General features: G+C 69.8%; 16 protein-coding genes, 1 tRNA gene and 1 pseudogene. 6 read left to right on the top strand and 12 right to left on the bottom strand.

Translation table 11 applies throughout. The features are described 5' to 3' along the window. Positions 1-57: 57 nt before the first annotated feature. A complete protein-coding gene (locus ACZ53K_RS21070; RefSeq protein ID WP_468838640.1) occupies positions 58-300 on the bottom strand; it encodes a hypothetical protein in 243 nt (80 codons plus the stop codon). 359 nt (positions 301-659) lie between these two features. Continuing rightward, a tRNA-Val gene (locus ACZ53K_RS21065) sits at positions 660-734 on the bottom strand. A 178-nt stretch (positions 735-912) separates the two neighbouring features. On the opposite strand from ACZ53K_RS21065, the gene ACZ53K_RS21060 reads away from it, so the two are divergent. From ACZ53K_RS21060 to ACZ53K_RS21045, 4 genes are all read left to right on the top strand, one after another. Next, positions 913-2307 carry a hypothetical protein gene (locus ACZ53K_RS21060; RefSeq protein WP_468838637.1) on the top strand — a complete coding sequence of 465 codons (1395 nt, stop codon included), beginning with the start codon at positions 913-915 and terminating at the stop codon, positions 2305-2307. A 299-nt stretch (positions 2308-2606) separates the two neighbouring features. Beyond that, positions 2607-3248, top strand: coding sequence for a DUF4383 domain-containing protein (locus ACZ53K_RS21055; RefSeq protein WP_468838634.1), 642 nt, complete (start codon positions 2607-2609; stop codon positions 3246-3248). A gap of 168 nt (positions 3249-3416) precedes the next feature. Next, positions 3417-4562 (top strand): galactonate dehydratase, encoded by a 1146-nt coding sequence (gene dgoD, locus ACZ53K_RS21050; protein ID WP_468838632.1) that lies wholly within the window; start codon positions 3417-3419, stop codon positions 4560-4562. Between the two features lie 155 nt (positions 4563-4717). Continuing rightward, positions 4718-4930 (top strand): FmdB family zinc ribbon protein, encoded by a 213-nt coding sequence (locus ACZ53K_RS21045; protein WP_468838629.1) that lies wholly within the window; start codon positions 4718-4720, stop codon positions 4928-4930. A gap of 242 nt (positions 4931-5172) precedes the next feature. On the opposite strand, the gene ACZ53K_RS21040 is transcribed toward ACZ53K_RS21045, so the two are convergent. Genes ACZ53K_RS21040 through ACZ53K_RS21030 form a run of 3 tightly spaced genes read right to left on the bottom strand, consistent with a single transcriptional unit; the run spans position 5173 to position 7626 of the window. Further along, positions 5173-5832, bottom strand: coding sequence for an O-methyltransferase (locus tag ACZ53K_RS21040; RefSeq protein ID WP_468838626.1), 660 nt, complete (start codon positions 5830-5832; stop codon positions 5173-5175). Between the two features lie 10 nt (positions 5833-5842). After that, complete coding sequence (locus ACZ53K_RS21035) at positions 5843-6499, bottom strand: response regulator (protein ID WP_468838623.1); 657 nt, start codon at positions 6497-6499, stop codon at positions 5843-5845. Beyond that, positions 6490-7626, bottom strand: a complete 1137-nt coding sequence (locus tag ACZ53K_RS21030; protein WP_468838620.1) for a sensor histidine kinase — start codon at positions 7624-7626, stop codon at positions 6490-6492. Before ACZ53K_RS21030 ends, ACZ53K_RS21035 begins: the two co-directional genes overlap by 10 nt. 108 nt (positions 7627-7734) lie before the next feature. On the opposite strand from ACZ53K_RS21030, the gene ACZ53K_RS21025 reads away from it, so the two are divergent. Then, a complete protein-coding gene (locus ACZ53K_RS21025; RefSeq protein WP_468838617.1) occupies positions 7735-8364 on the top strand; it encodes a DedA family protein in 630 nt (209 codons plus the stop codon). Here ACZ53K_RS21025 and ACZ53K_RS21020 read toward each other — a convergent pair. From ACZ53K_RS21020 to ACZ53K_RS21010, 3 genes and pseudogenes are all read right to left on the bottom strand, one after another. Next, entirely contained in the window at positions 8327-9148 is an 822-nt protein-coding gene (locus ACZ53K_RS21020; RefSeq protein ID WP_468838615.1) for an HAD family hydrolase, read from the bottom strand. The two genes, ACZ53K_RS21025 and ACZ53K_RS21020, sit on opposite strands and share 38 nt — an antisense overlap. Further along, a pseudogene (locus ACZ53K_RS21015) lies at positions 9145-11763 on the bottom strand (phosphoribosyltransferase). Before ACZ53K_RS21015 ends, ACZ53K_RS21020 begins: the two are co-directional and overlap by 4 nt. Before the next feature lie 72 nt (positions 11764-11835). Next, positions 11836-13008, bottom strand: coding sequence for an HpcH/HpaI aldolase/citrate lyase family protein (locus ACZ53K_RS21010; protein WP_468838613.1), 1173 nt, complete (start codon positions 13006-13008; stop codon positions 11836-11838). A 219-nt stretch (positions 13009-13227) separates the two neighbouring features. Between ACZ53K_RS21010 and ACZ53K_RS21005 the strand changes: the two genes are divergently transcribed. Beyond that, positions 13228-14499 carry a TerD family protein gene (locus tag ACZ53K_RS21005; protein WP_468838610.1) on the top strand — a complete coding sequence of 424 codons (1272 nt, stop codon included), beginning with the start codon at positions 13228-13230 and terminating at the stop codon, positions 14497-14499. A gap of 351 nt (positions 14500-14850) precedes the next feature. Here the strand turns inward: ACZ53K_RS21005 and ACZ53K_RS21000 are convergent, their stop codons facing one another. From ACZ53K_RS21000 to ACZ53K_RS20985, 4 genes are all read right to left on the bottom strand, one after another. After that, a complete protein-coding gene (locus tag ACZ53K_RS21000) occupies positions 14851-15588 on the bottom strand; it encodes a TerD family protein (RefSeq protein WP_468838608.1) in 738 nt (245 codons plus the stop codon). A gap of 213 nt (positions 15589-15801) precedes the next feature. Further along, a complete protein-coding gene (locus ACZ53K_RS20995) occupies positions 15802-17001 on the bottom strand; it encodes a DUF475 domain-containing protein (protein WP_468838605.1) in 1200 nt (399 codons plus the stop codon). Positions 17002-17055: 54 nt separating this feature from the next. Next, positions 17056-17631: a TerD family protein gene (locus tag ACZ53K_RS20990; RefSeq protein ID WP_468838885.1), complete on the bottom strand. Its 576-nt coding sequence runs from the start codon at positions 17629-17631 to the stop codon at positions 17056-17058. A gap of 257 nt (positions 17632-17888) precedes the next feature. Continuing rightward, a complete protein-coding gene (locus ACZ53K_RS20985) occupies positions 17889-18464 on the bottom strand; it encodes a TerD family protein (protein ID WP_030023139.1) in 576 nt (191 codons plus the stop codon). Positions 18465-18482 lie beyond the last annotated feature (18 nt).

Here is an 18482-nt window from a genome sequence, read left to right as displayed (position 1 = left end):
CAACCGCACAGCCCACCCTCTCGCCCGCCCCTCGACCCGACCTCTCACCCTTATCCCTCAGCCCGCCGCCAACCCTCCATCCGTAACCGACCACGTGTCCTTGTCCCCACCGCGCCATTCCACGAGCCCCGGAGCGTCCAGGTCGATGTCCTCGGCATCCGGCGCCAGCCCCGCGTGCCGCAGGAACTCGGCGACATCGCCGCGCCCGTGTGCCAGCCCGACGATCTGCCCGTGGATGGTGACCCGTCGCCCGCCGGACGAGGAGGGCGGGTGGACGATCACCGACGGATGCTCAGCCATGCTTTTAGCGTGCACCGGGACCGAGCACCACGCATGTCGGCCACCGCACCGACCGCGGCACGTGTGACGCCGCACGGCACACCGCCGGCAAAGACGAGGCCCAGAGCGGCGAGTCCCTCTCCGACCGTGCCGAGATTGACCGGCTGATCGTTGCGCGACCGCACGGCCCTGCATCGGGATGACACAGGTCACCGAACCAGCATCCCCACCCCTGGCATTGACGCTGCCCGGCAGCCGAGACGTACCGCATCGCACCAGGCACCGAGATCGAACTCCCGGCCGCGTTGCACCGGCACGGGCTGACGACCTCCCCACAACAGCGAAGACCCCCCGTCAAGATCGACGAGGGGTCTTCGCGCTGGTGGGCACAACAGGATTTGAACCTGTGACATCTGCTTTGTAAGAGCAGCGCTCTACCGCTGAGCTATGCGCCCTGGCTGAGCCGACAGACTACCTTGCTTCTGGGGCTGCACCGCAAACCAGGGGCCCGGCACCCTGGGGCGGGGGTCGGGAACCGACCCCCGAGATCGCGAACCAACCGGCCGCTGTGTTCGTTCCTACTGGGTGGGAGAATGGCAGTCGGGCCTGGGGCGATGCGATCGGGAGAGGGATGTGACGGCGACACACACGCAGCCGCACGAGCAGCGAGCACGCCGTGCAGTACGCCGTCGCCCTCGAAGGGGCGCGTTCCGGGACACGATGACCCTGCTTCTGCTGCCGCTGCCCTTGCTGGCCGCCGCTGCACCGGCCGCGTTCGCCGGTGGCGGTACGCGGCGCTGGTTCGGGCGCGGGGAGAGCCAGCGTGCGGACGCGCAGGCCGCGAAGGATGCCGCGGCGGCGGCTTTCTACGAGCTGGACACGGCGCAGCGCGATCTCCGCATCTCCATAGAAACCATCACGGCGGTCGACAACTCGCCGGCGGCCAGACGGGCCGCGGAGGACTACGCAAACTTCGGGCGGCGGATCGACGAGGTCAGCCAGGGCTACATCAGCGCCGTCGACGCCCACGACCTCGACGGGGACGACCTCGACGCCGGCGCGGCCGCGCGGGCACGCGCCGACCTGACCCGGGCCAAGGAGGAATTGGAGCGGGTCAAGGCGGACCTCGACCGCTTCGCGCAGGGACTCGGTCCGCTGCTGCAGACCGCGGAAACGCAGCTGGCGCGGCTCGCGCCCGCTGTGGAGCGGGCCCGGCAGGCTCTGCTCGCCGCGAGCAACGCGCTGGACGCCGTTCGCGCGCAAGACTTCAAGGCCGACGATCTGGCGGCCCGGCTGGCCGCCCTGTCCCCCGAGCTGACCAAGCTCAACCAGGGCGCCGGCCAGCACGGCGTACAGGAGACGATCCGGCGCGCCGATGACGTACTGCGCCGGGCCGAGGCCGTACGGACCGAGGCGGAACGGCTGCCCGAGAAGGCCGCGGAGATCGACAAGCGGCTGGTGTCGCTGCGCACCCGGGCCCAGGCCATCACGACACGGGCGGGCAAGGTCGACCCCGTACTGAGCGAACTGCGGCGGCGCTACAGCGCGGCCTGCTGGCAGGACCTCCAGCACGTGCCCGACCAGGCCGCGGACGCCGTCGCGCAGGCCGAGACCAAGGTGCGGGAGGCCCAGCGGGCACGGGACGAGCAGCGCTGGGCCGACGCCACGAGCCTGCTGACTACCGTACGGGCCCTGCTGAACACGACCGACGAGGCGGTTTCGGCGGCCGGCGACCGGCTGCGGCGGCTGGACGAGGTGTCCTTCGACCGCGAGAAGGAGGTCGAGCGCACGCGCTTCGCCGTGCGGGACGCGCAGCGGCTGGCGATGGCCGGACGCAGCACGCCCGACCCACGCCACGCGCGGCCGCTGGACGACGCGGTGGCGCGTCTGGAGCGGGCGATCGACGGTCTGGAAGGACGGCACCCGGACTGGTGGCACTTCCTGACCGAGACGGAGGCGGTACGGCAGACCGCGACCCGGGTCGTCCAGGAGATCCGCGACGAACGGGGCGGCGGCGCAGCAGGCTGAAACGCCCGCAGCAGGAAGGGCTCGCAGACGTAGGGGCCCCACGGAGCCGCCCTTCGGAGCCGCCCTCCCAACTCCGCCCTCCAGCCCCCAGCCCCGGTCCCCGACTTCCAGTTCCCCGGCCCCAGCTCCCAGCCCCATTCCATAGTCGTGACCGCCCGCCCCCGCGCCCCGCCCCCACACCCCTCCCCCTCACCCCCTTCCAGCCCCTTGACCTGGCACTATGGCGTTACGCCACGTACAGGCGGATGCTGGACTCAGGCACGGCCCTGGCGGTTCGATCTGCGCTAAGGAGGCCGGACATGGACGCTGGCCAGGCTCTGCACGGGCCCTCCCGGACGCTACGCGGCAAAGTACGGCACACGCGGCTCGACGAACACCTGCCCGTCGATCACCGGCTCAGCACGGTCTACCGTTTCGGCGCCGGGCTGATGGGTCTGGTCCTCGTCGCATTCGGCATTCTCGGCCTGATCGACAAGATCGGATTCTTCGACACCGGCGGCGACACCGTCGTCGGCCTGAACACCAACGGTGCACTGAGCGTGTTGTCGATCATCGTGGGCCTGATCCTCTTCGGCGGCATGATCATCGGCGGGAACTTCGCCTCGACGCTCAACATCGTCCTCGGAGTGGCGTTTCTCCTGAGCGGCTTCATCAACCTCGCCATCCTGGAAACCGGCTTCAACTACCTGGCCTTCCGTATCCAGAACGTCCTGTTCAGCTTCCTGGTCGGCCTGATGCTCCTGGTCTTCGGCATGTACGGACGTGTGTCCGGCGGCCTGCCGCACGACAACCCGTACTGGCGCGCCCGGCACCCGGAAGTAGCACCACGACCGGTCCGGCGACCCCTGCCACCCCGGACGGGCTCTCACGCGACGCCCCGACCAACGACCACCACGGGCAGCCGCCACCGCTCCCCAAGGCACCGCAAACACGCCATGTGACGACGGCCACCAACCCCCTCGCCCCGCCCCCTCACCCCGGCTCCCGCCCCGTCCCTCCCCGCGGCCCCGATCGATAGACCACCAATTGATAACCCCACCCCCGCATGCCAGCCTGCCTCTGATCAGTCGCACACAGTTGCACACAGTCCGAGGAAGGCGGCGGGCAGCGTGAGCATCAGCCGTGTGGAAACGTTTCTGGCCCCGCCGCGCTGGATGTTCGTCCGCGTGGAGACCGACGAGGGGCTCGTCGGCTGGGGCGAGCCGGTGGTCGAGGGCCGCGCCGAGCCGGTACGGGCCGCCGTCGAGGTGCTGTCCGAATACCTCATCGGCCAGGACCCGTCGCGCATCGAGGACCACTGGCAGGTCATGACAAAGGGCGGCTTCTACCGTGGCGGCCCGGTACTTTCCTCCGCCGTCGCCGGGCTGGACCAAGCCTTGTGGGACATCAAGGGCAAACAGTACGGAGTGCCCGTCCATCAGCTCCTCGGCGGCCCCGTACGGGAACGTGTCCGCGCGTACGCCTGGATCGGCGGCGACGAACCGGACGAAATCCGGGACGCCCTGACCGCCCAGATCGAGGCGGACTTCACCGCCGTCAAGATGAACGGCTGCGGGCCGATGACACCGGTCGCCACCCGCGCGGAGGTACGCGACTGCCTGCGCCGCGCCGAAACCGCCCGTGAAGTACTGGGCGACGAACGCGACTTCGGCCTGGACTTCCACGGCCGGGTCTCCCCCGCCAACGCGCGACGCCTCCTCCCCCTACTGGCCGAGTACGCGCCGATGTTCGTCGAGGAACCCGTCCTCTGCGACTACCCGCACGCCCTTCCCGACCTGGTCAACACCTCCAACATCCCCCTCGCACTGGGCGAACGCCTCTTCACCCGCCAAGAGTTCCTGGCCCCGCTCCAAGCCGGCGTCGCCATCCTCCAGCCGGACATCTCCCACGCGGGCGGCATCTCCGAACTCCGCCGGATCGCCGCCCTCGCGGAAACGTACGGAGCCCAGCTCGCCCCGCACTGCCCGCTCGGCCCGGTCGCCCTCGCCGCCAGCCTGCAGATCGCCTTCACCACCCCCAACTTCCTCATCCAGGAACAGTCCATCGGCATCCACTACAACCAGGGCGCCGAACTGCTCGACTACGTGACCGATCCGGAACCCTTCCGCTTCCACGACGGCTCTTTCCTGCGCACCGACCGCCCGGGGTTGGGCGTGACAGTCGACGAGGTGGCCGTACGAGCCGCCGACCAGCGGGGGCACGCATGGCGCAATCCGGTCTGGCGCCACGCGGACGGCTCGTTCGCCGAGTGGTGAACAGCAGCCCGTCCCGGACCGCCCCCCCACGGCCCGCACGACTGGTCACCCTCATCCACGCGACTGGTCCCCTCATCCACGCGGCACGGACGCCGACGCATCGTTCCGTGCGGTCACCCACCTCCCCTCCCCCGCTAGCGGGCTAATCTGTCGCCATGCCTCGTTACGAATACCGCTGCCGTTCCTGCGGCTCGACCTTCGAGCTGAACCGTCCTATGGCCGAGTCCTCCGCCCCGGCGACCTGCCCGGACGGGCATGAGGACACGGTCAAACTGCTGTCCACGGTCGCCGTCGGCGGCACCGCCGCGGCTCCGGCACCCAGCGGCGGCGCGGGTGGCGGTTGCTGCGGAGGCGGTTGCTGCGGCTAGGTCTGGAGGCCGGGCCGCAAGCCCAGGCAGAACCAGGCTCCAGGCCAGGGACGGGCTCAAGGCCCGGGTTGAGCTCCGCACCAGGCCCCGGCCCCAGGCCAGTGCCGGAGTCCGAGCCAGGATCGGGCTCCAGGCCAGGACCGGGGTCCGAACCAGGACCGGGATCCAGGCCGGGGCCGAGGTCCGGGCCATGACCGGGACCCCAACCAGAGACGGCCCGGCTCCCGATCGAAAGCCACCCCTCACTGCCTGCGTGCCACCGTCAGTCCGTCTGCCACGGTGAGCATCACCGCCTCCACCCTCTCGTCCGCCATGACGTGCTCGTTGAACTTCGCGATCGCCGCGGCCGGGCCTTCCGCCCGGGGATCGACGACCGCCCCGCCGAAGACGACGTTGTCCGCGACGATCAGCCCTCCGGGCCGCAGGCGAGGGATCAGTTCGTCCCAGTACTGGGTGTAGTTGCCTTTGTCCGCGTCGAGGTAAGCGAAGTCGATGTGCGGCTCCTCGGGCATGGCTCGCAACGTGTCCAGTGCCGGTGCGATCCGCAGGTCGATACGGTCCGCGACGCCGGCCTTCTCCCACGCCTTACGGCCGTACGCCGTCCACTCATCGGAGACGTCGCAGGTGATCAGCTTGCCGTCCGCCGGCAGGGCCTGGGCCATCGCCAGTGCCGAGAAGCCGGTGAACGTGCCGACCTCAACGACCTGGTGCGCGCCACACAGGCGGATCAGGAAGGCCAGCAGCGGGCCCTGTTCCTGGGCCGACTGCATCTGCGCCACGTCGGGGAAGCGCTGATATGTGATCTCCACCAGCTCTCGCTGCACGGCGTCCAGCGGCGGGTTGTGCGCGAGGACGTAGCCGTACAGCTCCTCCGTGATCGCGGTGGACTTGCTCTTGGTCACCGGTACTCCCTCAGGTCCCCAAATAGCGCAAAACGGCCAGAACGCGGCGAGAGTAGCCCGAAGTGCCGGTCAGACCGAGCTTGTCGAAGATCGCGTTGGTGTGCTTCTCCACCGCGCTCTGCGAAATGTGCAGCCTCCCGGCGATGGCGGCGTTGGTGTGGCCCTCGGCCATTTGGGCGAGCACCTCACGCTCGCGTGCGGTGAGTGAGTTCAGCGGGTCGGTACGGCTGCTGCGGGAGAACAGCACGCGGACGACCTCCGAATCGAAGGCCGCCTTCCCGGAACCGACCCGCTCCAGCGCGTCCAGGAACTCGTCCACCTGCACGACTCTGTCCTTGAGCAGATAGCCGACCCCTTCGCTGTCCTCGGTCAGCAGCTCGGTGGCGTACCGCCGCTCGACGTACTGCGACAGGACGAGCACGCCGACGTCCGGCCAGCGTTCCCGGATCTGCACCGCCGCTCGCAGCCCTTCGTCCGTGTGCGTGGGCGGCATCCGTACGTCCACGACCACCACGTCGGGCCGCTCCTCCGCCGGCGCGCGCTCCAGCACCGTCATCAGTTCGGCGGCGTCCGCGACGGCGGCCGTCACCTCGTGATCCTCTTCCGTCAGCAGTCGCACCAGGCCCTCCCTCAGCAAGGTCGAATCGTCGGCAAGTACTACGCGCACGGCAGCTCCGCGGTGATCGTGGTGGGTCCACCGACCGGGCTGTCCACCTGGAATCGGCCGTCCATGGCGGCGACCCGGCGGGCCAGTCCGTAGAGACCGCTTCCCGAGGCGTTCGCACCGCCCCAGCCGTCGTCCTGGATCCGGACGGACAAAATGTTCTCATCGCGGTTTACGGTGACGGTTATCCCTTCGGCGCAGGAATGCTTGACGGCATTGGTCACCGCTTCGGAGACGACGAAATAGGTGACGGTCGCCACGGCGGTATCCGGTTCACGGGGGAGGTGGTAGCTGAGCCGGACGGGGACGGCAGAGCGCTCCGCTACGGTTTCCAGGGCGGCCCGCAATCCGGCCTCGTCCAGCACCGTCGGATAGATACGCCAGGCGACCTCGCGCAGCTCGGTCAGTGCCTGGCGGCTCTCCGCATGGGCCTGCCGCAGCAGGCCGACCGCGTGTTCCTCGTCTTTGCTGCGCAACGCGCGGCCGAGCAGCATCCCGAGGGCCACCAGCCGCTGCTGCACTCCGTCGTGTAGGTCACGCTCGATGCGGCGGCGTTCGTCGTTGACCGCGGCGACGACGCCGGCCCGGCTGGAGGCCAGTTCCGCGACGCGGCGTTTCAGTTCCCGTTCGTGCGTAGGGCCGAGGAAGTGGCGTGCCAGCCGGGCTTCCAGGGCCGCCACCCCGAACACCCCCTGCAGGCTGAGGAAAAGCAGCAACAGGCCGCCCACGCCGGTCTCCGCGACATCTACCGGGTGCTCGACGTGGGAGAACATCCACGCCGTCGACGCCCACAGAACAATGGTCGCGCCCGCGAGCGCGAAGAACACGACAGAAGCGCCCAGGAGCCCCAAAAGCCAGCGGACCGCCAGGTACTTGAGCGCTCGCTCGTTGTCGTATCCGTAGGAGAAATCGGCCCCGCCGAACCTCAGGCGGCGACGCGCGGACTCGATGAGCCACCGGGCCACGGCCGTCACCGGCTGCAGCACCTTGCGTCTCCCGCGCGGCCACACGAAAACACAGAGCAGCACGAGCGCCGAGAGCACGATGAACGGCAACTCGACCGCCACCGTGCCCGCGCCGACCAACAATCCGACCGTGAGGCGCATCCCGCGCCGTGCCATCCCCCGCATGATCGAAACGCTAGTGCCGCGTCGGCACCGCCGCACTGCGGAAAACCGCAGTGTTCCCTGCGGTTTTCCGCAATGTGCGGGCGAGCACGGATTTCTAACGTCGAAGTCATGAACGAACACGCGGACACCAGCTGGATCACCGGACTCATGGACACCCTCGGCGCGCCCGGCGCGGGCCTGGCGATCGCCGCCGAGAATCTCTTCCCGCCCCTGCCGAGCGAGCTGATCCTGCCCCTCGCGGGATTCGCCGCGGGCCAGGGCCGGATGACGCTGTTCTCCGCGCTCGCGTGGACGACGCTCGGGTCGGTGCTCGGCGCCCTTGCTCTCTACGGCGTGGGCGCGCTGCTCGGCCGGACCCGCATGCTGGCGATCGCGGCCAGGCTGCCGCTGGTCAAGGTCTCCGACGTCGAGAAGACGGAGCGCTGGTTCCAACGGCACGGCAACAAGGCGGTGTTCTTCGGCCGGATGGTGCCGATCTTCCGCAGCCTGATATCCGTCCCGGCCGGCATCGAGCGGATGTCGATACCGGTCTTTCTCGTCCTGACCACCCTGGGCAGCCTGATCTGGAATTCGATCTTCGTTCTCGCCGGCTATGCGCTCGGCGAGAACTGGGAGGAAGTGACCGGCTATGTCGACGCGTACTCGAAGGTGGTGCTGGTGGCCGCCGTACTGGCCATCATGGCCTTCCTCGTCGTACGGCTCAGCAAGAGCGGGCGGGGGCAGCGGCGCCGCGGGTGAAGGCCCGCAGGATCTCCTCGCCCGCCACCGCTCCGCGCTCCTCCAGCGCGGTGACGTGCGGGGCGCTCCATCCCGAGTCCGCCAGCTCACCGTGGCCGGGGCGCCAGCCGTGGTCCGCGGCCAGCAGCAGGTCAGCATCGAGCAGCGAGTCACCGGCGGCGAGTACCTGCGAGGTCCCGGCCCGTCGGATGACCTCGGCCACGGCGGCACTCTTGGTGAGCGGCTTCGGCACGGCGTAGATCTTCCGGCCCTGGAGCGAGACGGTCCAGCCGCGGGCGTCCGCCCACTCGGCGAGTTCCTTGACCCAGGTCTGCGGCAGCAGCGCGCGCTCGACGACGAGGTAGGCGAAGAGATCCTCGGCGACACGCTCCTTGAGCAGCCATGCCGGGTCGGCGGTGCGCAGCAGATGCGTACGGACCTCGTCGAGCGAGGCGCACTCCGCGCTCAGCCGGGCGGCGACAGTGCGCTGCCAGTCCCGGTCGGACTCTCCGTCGACCAGCAGGTGGCCGCCGTTCGCGCAGATGGCGAAACGCGGGGCACGGCCCGGGAGGTGAATGCGTCCGTACTGCTCGCGGGTGCGTGTGGTCGTGGGGACGAAGGTCGTGGCGTCGGCGAGGCCGGCGAGCAGCCCGGCCGCCGTCTCCGTCATGTAGGAGAGCGGTCTGTGTTCGTAGACCTCGACACAGAGCAGGCGCGGCGCCTGGGCGTCGGGCATGGCCAGGTCCAGCGCGGCGGCCGAATAGATGAGGGTGCGGTCCAGGTCGCTGGCGACGATCGTGTTCACGGCGCGGTCACCGCCTTGCCGTCCGCACCCGTCGCGCCCCGGGTGAAGCGGGGGTGGATCAAACCGACACAGGTGTAGGGGAGTTCGTCGACCTCTTCGACGGGTACACCCCGCTGTTCAGCGAGGAGACGCACATGATCGAGGTCCGTTCCGGCGCCGCGCCGGGCAAGTATCTTCCAGGGGACGCGCCGGAGCAGTACCCGCGTGGTCTCGCCGACACCCGGCTTGACGAGGTTGACGTCGTGGATGCCGTGCGCCTCGCTGATCCGCTCGACCGCGGCCCAGCCCGCCCACGTGGGTGTCCGGTCGGCCGCGGCCAGTTCCTTCACATCGGCGGCAACCTCCTCGGCGACCTCGTCGAAACGCGCGGCGACCGTGTCGATGAGCACCCGAGACAGGTCGGCCGCCGCGAGATCACGGTAGAACTTGGCGCCGTGGAAGTCGTCGGGCCCCACGAGGTCGTCACGGAGCACGGTGCGCGAGATCAGGCCCGAGACGGTCGAGTTGAGGCACGCGGAGGGGATGAGGAAGTCGTCGCGGGTGCCATAGGTGTCCACGCAGCCGCCGGGGTCGGCGAGGACGGCGATCCGCGGGTCGAAGCCGGAGAAGTCGCGCAGCGCCTCGGCCAGTTCCCTGGTGATGGCGCCCTTGCCGGTCCAGCCGTCGACGAAGACGACGTCCGCCGGGTCGTGGTGGGCGGCGAGCCAGCGCAGTGCGGTGGTGTCGATGCCGCGGCCGCGCACGATGGAGACGGCGTAGTGCGGCAGGTCGAGGCCGTGATTGTGCAGCGCCCAGCGGCGCATCAGCACACCCACCGGAGTGCCGGCACGGGCCAGCGAGACCAGTACCGGACGGGGCGAGCGCTCGGCGATCACGGTTTCCGTGACGGCGCCGACCGCCCGCGCGATGCGGCCTGCGGAGATGTCCAGTGCGCTGTGGAACAGCGCCTGATACTGCTCGCTCGGCTGGTATTCGACGGGCAGCGACTCGGCATAGTGGGCGCCGCCTGCCTGTATCGCCTCCTCGCGCTCTTCCGTCGGCGCTTCAAGGGTGATCGCGGACAGGTCCTGGAGCAGCCAGCCGACCTCGTCGGGGGCGTAGGAGGAGAAGGCGGGGCCGCGCAGCGGCTCGGGGAGGGGCATCGGTCAGACCTGTCGTCGCGTGGCGTGGGGCGTGGGCTTCGGGGCGGGCTCCGGCGTCTGCGGCAGCGGGCCCGCCGGCGTGTACGAGGGGATGACGGCGAGCAGCAGCCGGTCGGTGTGGGCGGCGAGCCGGCCCAGCAGACCGTGGGGGGCGTGGAGCTGCGGGGTGTCGCCGTGCGAATCGGTGACGGCGACGATCGCGTCGAAGCGCCGCTCCGGGTCCGCGCCGGCCGCGACGTTGTACGCGTAGCGCTCCCCCGGGCCGTCGGCCGGACGGTCATGGGCCGGGAAGGCCAGCCGGGTGCGTATGGCGTAGCCGGGGTCGTCCACGGCGAGGACCGGGGAGCGGGTGGTGGTCGAGAAGTACACCTCGGCCGGTATGGCGTCGTCCAGGGCACCGGCGAGGCGCAGCGGCGCGTACATCAGCTCTTCGTTGCCGAGGACCAGGACCCGGCGAGCGCCGGTGAGTCCGTCGGCGAGTGCGTCGGCGACCCGGGCCGCCATGCCGGGGAGCGCCGCTTCCAGGCGGTCCCGGTGCGCGGGGGTGAAACCGTGCCGCCCGCCGTCCGGCACGGCCTCCGGCCAGCCGAGGTCGATCCGTACGGCGGGCAAGGGGCCGCTCGGGGTCGAAGGCCCCCCGTCGGCCACAGGCTCGTCCGGAGCCCCAGGCTCAGTGCTCGGGACGGTTCTCGGAGCCGGGATGTCCGGCGGCGGCGTCGGTGCCGGTGCCGATATCGCGTCCTGGTGGGCGGCTACGAGGGCCTGGCCTCGTTCGAGTACGTCCGCGGGGAGCTGGACGCCCCCGGCAGCCAGGGATATCAGGTCGACCCGTGCGCCGAGGTCCGCGGCGAATTTCTCCAGGTGGACCCGGTCCGCGTCCGAGCGCATGTCCACCAGGGCCACGACGACGTACCGCTCGCGGGGGAAGCGGGCGTGCAGCGCCTTGATGGTGTTCAGAACCGTACGGCCGGTGGAGAACTCGTCGTCGACCAGGACCAGGGGGCCGTCGCCGGCCAGCAGCGCCGGGTTCTCCGGAAGCAGCAGGTGCGAGGTCGCGTGGCTGTGCTCCTCCTCGAAGCCGCCCGCCTGCTCGACCCCCGCGACGGGCCGCCGCGTGGAGTGCAGATACGGCGCGAGGGCCAGCCCGTCGGCCACGCTGTGCCCGAGGCCTGTGGCGGTCTCGGCGTAGCCCAGGACGACGGCGCGCGCAGCCTCGGTGTCGCCGAGCAGTTCACGGACCCGGCGCCCCAGCCCGAGGCCCGCGCCGTGGACCGTGTCGGGCCGCTGCGGCACATGCTTGCCGAGCACGTTCGACACGAGCAGATGAGCCCGCTTGGGGTTGCGCCGCAGCGCCAGCCCCAGCAGCCGGGGCAGCTCCGTCCCGCCGCTCAGCGAGACCCCCAGCCGCTGGGCGACCCACTCTCCCGTCCACACCACTGTGCCCGTCTCCTTCGTCTCTTCCGCCGTCGTCATCGTCCGTTGCTTCCTGGGCGTCGTCGGCCCGGTCGGGCGGTATCCGCCAGGTCTCCTCAGCCGTTCGCCGTCTCAGGTGTTCGGAAGGCTGGCCGTCAGCAGCTCCACGAAGCCGACGCCCTCACGGGCGACGCCGAACGCGTCGGCGCGCAGCAGGGTCCGTTCGGCCCAGGCACGGTGCGGCTTGATCTCGTTCATCTTGTTCGTGTACGCCGAGCGCAGGACGCCGCCGGCGCCTCGTTCGGGCCGCAGGATGTCCATGGCGTCGCTGAACTCCTCATGGCTGACGACCGAGAGCGCGTGCACCGGTGCCACATGCGAGGGATGGATGCAGGTCTTGCCCTGCAGGCCGTTCGCGCGGTCGAGTTCGATCTCGCGCAGCAGGCCGTCCATGTCGTGTTCGATCAAGGCCGTCCGGAGCTCCTCGGCCCGGCCCAGGAAGGGACTCTGCCGCAGCTGCGGCTTGAACATCCGCTCGTGCAGCCGGAAGTACTCCCACACCGGGCCGGTGACGGTGAACCCGGTGCCGTCCGCCCGGCCGAGCACGTTCACCACGTCGGCGATCACGGACGCGACGATCTGTACGTCATAGGCGGTCATGTCGGGGGCCCGGCGCAGACCGTAGGCCGAGCAGAAGTCGGTGACGCCCAGCCGCAGCGCCAGTATCCGTTCACGGTATTTGTCCACCGTGCGCGCGATGCCCCGCAGGGTCTCGCCGCGGCTCTCCAGGTGGAGCAGGTCGGGCGATTCGAGCACCGGCATCGCGAACAGCCGCCGCCCGCACTCCGCCTCCGCGCCGGTCAGCGCCTCCAGGAACGGGACGCCCCGCTCCTCGGTGAACTTGGGCAGCACGAATCCGGACAACAGCCGCACGTCATGCCCGAGTCGGCGCACCAGGTCGAGTATCTGTGCGGCCGCGCGGACCCGGATGAACAGCAGCGGGAGGTCCGTCCCGCTCTCGGCTTCCGCGCCGAGGTCCGCGAACTGCCGGACGAGGTTCTCCTCGCCGGCGGCCACGTCCGCGTCGCTGATGGAGTCCTCCAGGCACAGCACCATGGACACCACTCCACGGCCGGCCTGCTTGACGATGTCCTCGGCGAGCCGCGGACGGGTGGCAGGGCTGTAGAGCGTCGCGCCGAGGGCGACCGCGAGCGTGCCGGGCGGGGAGTCGGCGGTGAACTCGACCGGCTCCTGGTGGAACAAAGCGTTCCGGATATCGGGCGCAAGGTGCCCAAAGTGACGCATAGAACTCCCCGTGAGCAGGCGGGGCCGGGGCCACCCCGCGGCGACTCGCTGTCTGGATCCGGCCGGTAATCGTACGTGTGGCCGTGACGAGAAAGTTCCCACCCATGTGAAAAGCACGTAACCCGCACACGACGGCCAGGTGAGGAGAACCTCCGGCAAGCCACGCCGGGAAGGCCCCCGCGTTGTCCCCCCGACCTCCGGGAAGGCAGGATTACGGACATGACGCACGCGATGCTGAAAGGGTCGAACGTACCCCTCGACACCACGGCGGTCCGGGCCGTACTGCGCTGGACCCCCGGCGCCGGAGTGCGCGATGTCGATGCCTCGGCCCTGCTCCTCGGTGCCGACGGACGCGTGCGTTCCGATGCGGACTTCGTCTTCTACAACCAGCCCCGGCACCCCAGCGGCCTGGTGCGGCATCTGCCGAAGCGGCAACTGGCCGACGGGCTGGCGGACACGATCGAGGCGGACCTGTCCGCTCTCGAGGCGTCGGTGGACCGTGTCATGCTCACCGCGTCGGCGGACGGCGGAACCTTCGCGCACGTACGGGACCTACGTGTCCTGCTGTACGACGCCTCGTCGTCGGACGACGAGGCGGTCGCGGTCTTCGACGTGGTGCCGGAGACGGGCAAGGAGACGGCCCTGATCTGCGGCGAGTTGTACCGGCGCGGCGATCAGTGGAAGTTCCGTGCGCTGGGGCAGGGGTACGAGAACGGTCTGATCGGCCTGGCCACCGAGTTCGGGATCTCGGTGGAGGAGGACGACGGGTCCGCGACCGGCGAAGCCGGCACGAGTACGTCCGCGGCTGCCGGGACGGGCACCGCTACATCCGCGGCTGCCGGGGCCGGCACGGCTACGACTGCCGGGGCCGGCACGGTTTCGGCGGCGCCGTCCGCCGCCACGGCTTCGTCGGACGGTTCCGGGGAAGCTGAGGCGCTGTCGTCGTCAGCGGATCCGGAGGCCGCGACGCAGCACCTCCCCGACCCGGACCCGGCATCGAGCCCGGCTCCGAACCCGGCTCCGGCTCCGGCCCCGGCATCGACATCAGCGGCTGCAGCGGCATCGGCTCCGGCCCCCGCCTCGCAGGCGGAACCGGATTCCTTCCCGCTGTCGCCGCCCACCGCCCCGCCCGCGACTGCTCCGCACGCGGGCGCTCCGGCCACCGCCTTCCCACCTCAGCCGCAGCCCACCGGCGGGGGCTACGGCTATCCGCAGAGCGCCCCGAACTTCCCGCCGCCTCCGGCCCAGCCCCCGGCCCAGCCCGCGTACGGGTATCCCGGCCCGATGCCGCAGCAGCCGCAGCAGCCTTCGTACGGCTACCCGCAGCAGCCGCAGCCGCCTCAGCACCAGCCGTATCCGACGGGCCCCGTGGGCCCGGCCGTACCGGCGCCGCCGACCTACGGCTATCCGCAGCAGCCCCCTGGCCCCGGTCCGGCCCTGGACCCGAACTTCGTCCTGCCGCCCCAGGGACCGCAGTTCCAGCACCGCTGACCGGCGAACGGCAGCCGCGCATCGCCGGGCAAGGCCGTCATATCTGCCCGGAGGAAGCCACCCCTCGCCGGGCGAGGCCGACACGCCTGCCCGGCGACAGCATGCCCACCGCCCGACGAAAGCCGTCATACCCGCCCAACAACAAGCCGCCCGTCGCCCGGACAAGGCAGGCACGCCTCCCCCGCCGGCAGCCACCCACCGCCGGGCAGAGCCGTCACGCCCACCCAGCGGCAGCCACCCACCACCGGGCCAAGCCGTCACACCCGTTCAACAACAGCCACCCGCCCCCCAGACAGGCCCGTCACAACCACTGGCAGGCAGCCCCCTCGCCCCACCCCCAGCACCGCCCCCTCACACCTTCGACTTATAACCCCGCCCCCACTGCAGGCCCCAGCCGTACAGGCGGTCCAGTTCGGACTGGAAGCCGTAGACGTACTTCACTTCGCGGCGGACGGTCAGCTCGCCCTTGTTGTTCTCCAGCATGAAGATGGCGCAGGAACGGGCCTGTGGCGCGCGTTCGTCGAGGCCGATCTCCACCCGGGGGCCGCTACTCGGGTAGAGCGTCACGACGGCGTGGGTGCGATCGAAGGCCGGTGTGCCGTCGTAGATGTAGACGAAGATCAGCAGGCGCTTGATCTCGTCGCGGTGGTCGAGGTTGATGTAGAGCGTTTCGCCCGAGGGTGAGCCGAAGCGGTCGTCGCCGCTGAGTTTCACGTACGGTGCCGCGTTGATGTCCCCCAGGAAGTTGCCGAGGGGCTGCACCACGCCCTTGGTGCCGTCCTTCAGCTCGTACAGGCAGGCCAGGTCCAGGTCGATCTTGACGACCGCCGGCCCCTGCGCCTGCACCACCTCCGGTTTGAACATCTTGCCCGGGTTGCGCAGCAGGCTCCCGCCGCGCTGTGAGCCGCGCATCCCGATGTCGGACGTGCGCATCTGCCAGGACAGGTTGACCCGCAGGTGCCCGGAGGCCGCGCCCTGCTTCGTCAGTGAGACGACCGGATTGCGCTTGGTCAGTTCGACCACGTACGACGCGCCACCGGCTTCGAACTTCGGCGTCCCGCCCCGACGCCAGTTGTCCAAGAACGACACCTTGCCCCACCCCATCGATCCGACCGAAAGGCCGCCCGCCCCGATGGCCCGACGGCCCGACTGCTGTTTGTCCCTGTGATCCGTGGTGTTCCGGTGAATCCGTGCTGCCCCGGCTGTTCCCGGCCGCCCCGTGGCCCGGTACGGCCGCGGGGCGGTCATGGAGTGAGCACTCCATGGCCGCCCCGCTGAGAGCGTTCCTCAATCGGACCGCCGTCACACTCCGGAGGCGACTTCCGACTTTGGCGACGAGTCCTCTCCCGACTTGCCTTCCTGTCGGTTCTTGCGCACGGACGACCAGAACGACAGCGCGATCAGGACGATTCCGACCAGGCCGGTGATGACCTCGTTGATCTCGTACTTGATCGTGGCGAGCAGGATGACGGCCAGCGCGCCGATGGCGTAGTGCGCGCCGTGCTCCAGGTAGACGTAGTCGTCCAGGGTTCCCTTGCGGACCAGGAAGACCGTCAACGAACGGATGTACATCGCGCCGATGCCCAGACCCAGCGCCATCTCGAAGATGTCGTTGGTGATGGCGAAGGCGCCGATGACACCGTCGAAGGAGAACGACGCGTCGATGACCTCCAGGTAGAGGAACAGGAAGAACGCGGCCTTGCCGGCGAGCCCCACGCCGGAGACGGCGCCGCGCTTGGACGCCGCGCCGTTCGCACCGGCTTCCTCGGACGCCACCGCCGCCTTCGCCGCGGAGCCGTTCCCGGCGTCCTCCTCCTCGGCCTCCTCGGCCTCCTGGGCCTCCTCGGCTTCCTCCAGCTTGTCCTCGAAGTAGCCGGAGACACCGCCCACGACCAGATACGTGAGCAGGCCGGCGACGCCGGACAGGAGCACCGTCGCGCTCTTGTCACCGCCGCCGTGCGCGACGTCGGTGGCCACCGTCATGGCGCCGACGAGCAGGACGATCAGCGCGACGATGACGGACAGCATGTCCAGCTTGCCCATTTTGGCCAGCGGGCGTTCCAGCCAGCCCAGCCACTTGTGCTCGCGCTCCTCGAAGATGAAGTCGAGGAAAATCATGAGCAGGAACATGCCACCGAAGGCCGCGATGGCCGGGTGGGCCCCCGTGACCAGGTGCTCGTACTGCGCCTTGTCGTTGATCGCCAGATTGACGGCCTCGATCGGTCCGATCTTCGCGGTGACCGCGACGATGACGACCGGGAAGATCAGGCGCATGCCGAAGACGGCGATGAGGATGCCGACGGTCAGAAAGATTTTCTGCCAGAAGGCGTTCATCTTGCGCAGGATTCCGGCGTTGATGACCGCGTTGTCGAACGAGACCGAAATCTCCAGGATCGACAGGATGCCGACGATCGCTAGCCCCTGCCACCCCCAGAGGACGCCGGCCAAGGCCAGGCCTGCCGCCGTGACGGCGAACGACCAGCCAAAGGTTTTCAGGAGCACTGCCTAACCCAATCCCTCGCTGTATGGGGTCCCCCGCGCGCAGTGCGCGGCGCTTTACGAAACGTTGACCCCGAAGTCTAGAGCGATCCCCCGCAGACCCGACGCGTACCCCTGGCCCACCGCGCGGAACTTCCATTCACCGCTGTACCGGTAGACCTCACCGAAGATCATTGCTGTTTCGCTGGAGGCGTCCTCGCTGAGGTCGTACCGTGCCAGCTCGCTGCCGTCCGCCCGGTTGACCACCCGGATAAAGGCATTGCTGACCTGGCCGAAGCTCTGGCCGCGCAGATCCGCCTCGTGGATCGAGACCGGGAAAACGATCTTGTCGACCTCTTCGGGGACCGCGCTGAGGTCGACGAGAATCGATTCGTCGTCGCCTTCACCCTCACCGGTGAGGTTGTCGCCGGTGTGCTCGACCGAGCCGTCCGGGCTCTTGAGATTGTTGTAGAAGACGAAGTACTCGTCGCCGAGCACCCGCCCCGACCTGCACAGCAGTGCGCTGGCGTCCAGGTCGAACGGCGCTCCCGTGGTCGAGCGCGCGTCCCAGCCGAGGCCGACCATGACCTGCGTGAGATTCGGAGCGGCCTTGGAGAGGGAGACGTTGCCTCCCTTAGCGAGCGTGACGCCCATGGTGTTCGCATCCTCCCCGGTGACGGTGGTGCCGCGGTTGTCCACGGCTTTCATACGGGTTCGTACACGGCCCGTACAGGACGGACACGGCACCGGATACGCCACCTTTACGGCGCGCGCCCGGACTCCGCGCGGTACGCGTACGCCACGCCCGGGCTCCGTGTCCCGTACGGCCTGTGTACGGGCTTCAAGCGCGCCCGGCGCCGTACTCCCCAGAGGGGGGCACGGCGCCGGGCGCGGAAGGGTTACGGCTCGGCTCAGACGTTGACGCCGAAGTCCTGCGCGATGCCGCGCAGGCCCGAGGCGTAGCCCTGACCGATGGCCCGGAACTTCCACTCCGCGCCGTTGCGGTACAGCTCGCCGAAGACCATGGCGGTCTCGGTCGAGGCGTCCTCGCTCAGGTCGTAGCGGGCCAGCTCGTTGCCGTCCGCCTGGTTGACGACGCGGATGTACGCGTTGCGGACCTGGCCGAAGCTCTGCTGGCGGTTCTCGGCGTCGTAGATGGACACCGGGAACACGATCTTGGCGACATCGGCGGGCACGCCGGCGAGGTTCACCTTGATGGCCTCGTCGTCGCCCTCGCCCTCACCGGTGGTGTTGTCACCGGTGTGCTCGACCGAGCCGTCCGGGCTCTTCAGGTTGTTGAAGAACACGAAATTCTGGTCGTTGGCGACCTTGCCCTGGTCGTTGGTCAGCAGCGCGCTGGCGTCCAGGTCGAAGTCCGTACCGGTGGTGGTACGGGCGTCCCAGCCCAGACCGACGAGCACCGCGGTCAGATTGGGGGCTTCCTTCGTCAGCGAGACGTTGCCGCCCTTGCTGAGGCTGACTCCCACGAGTCCTCCCTGGGTTCG

Source organism: Streptomyces sp. NPDC033221 (genome assembly GCF_055577005.1).
This window is presented reverse-complemented; position numbering and strand designations above follow the sequence as displayed.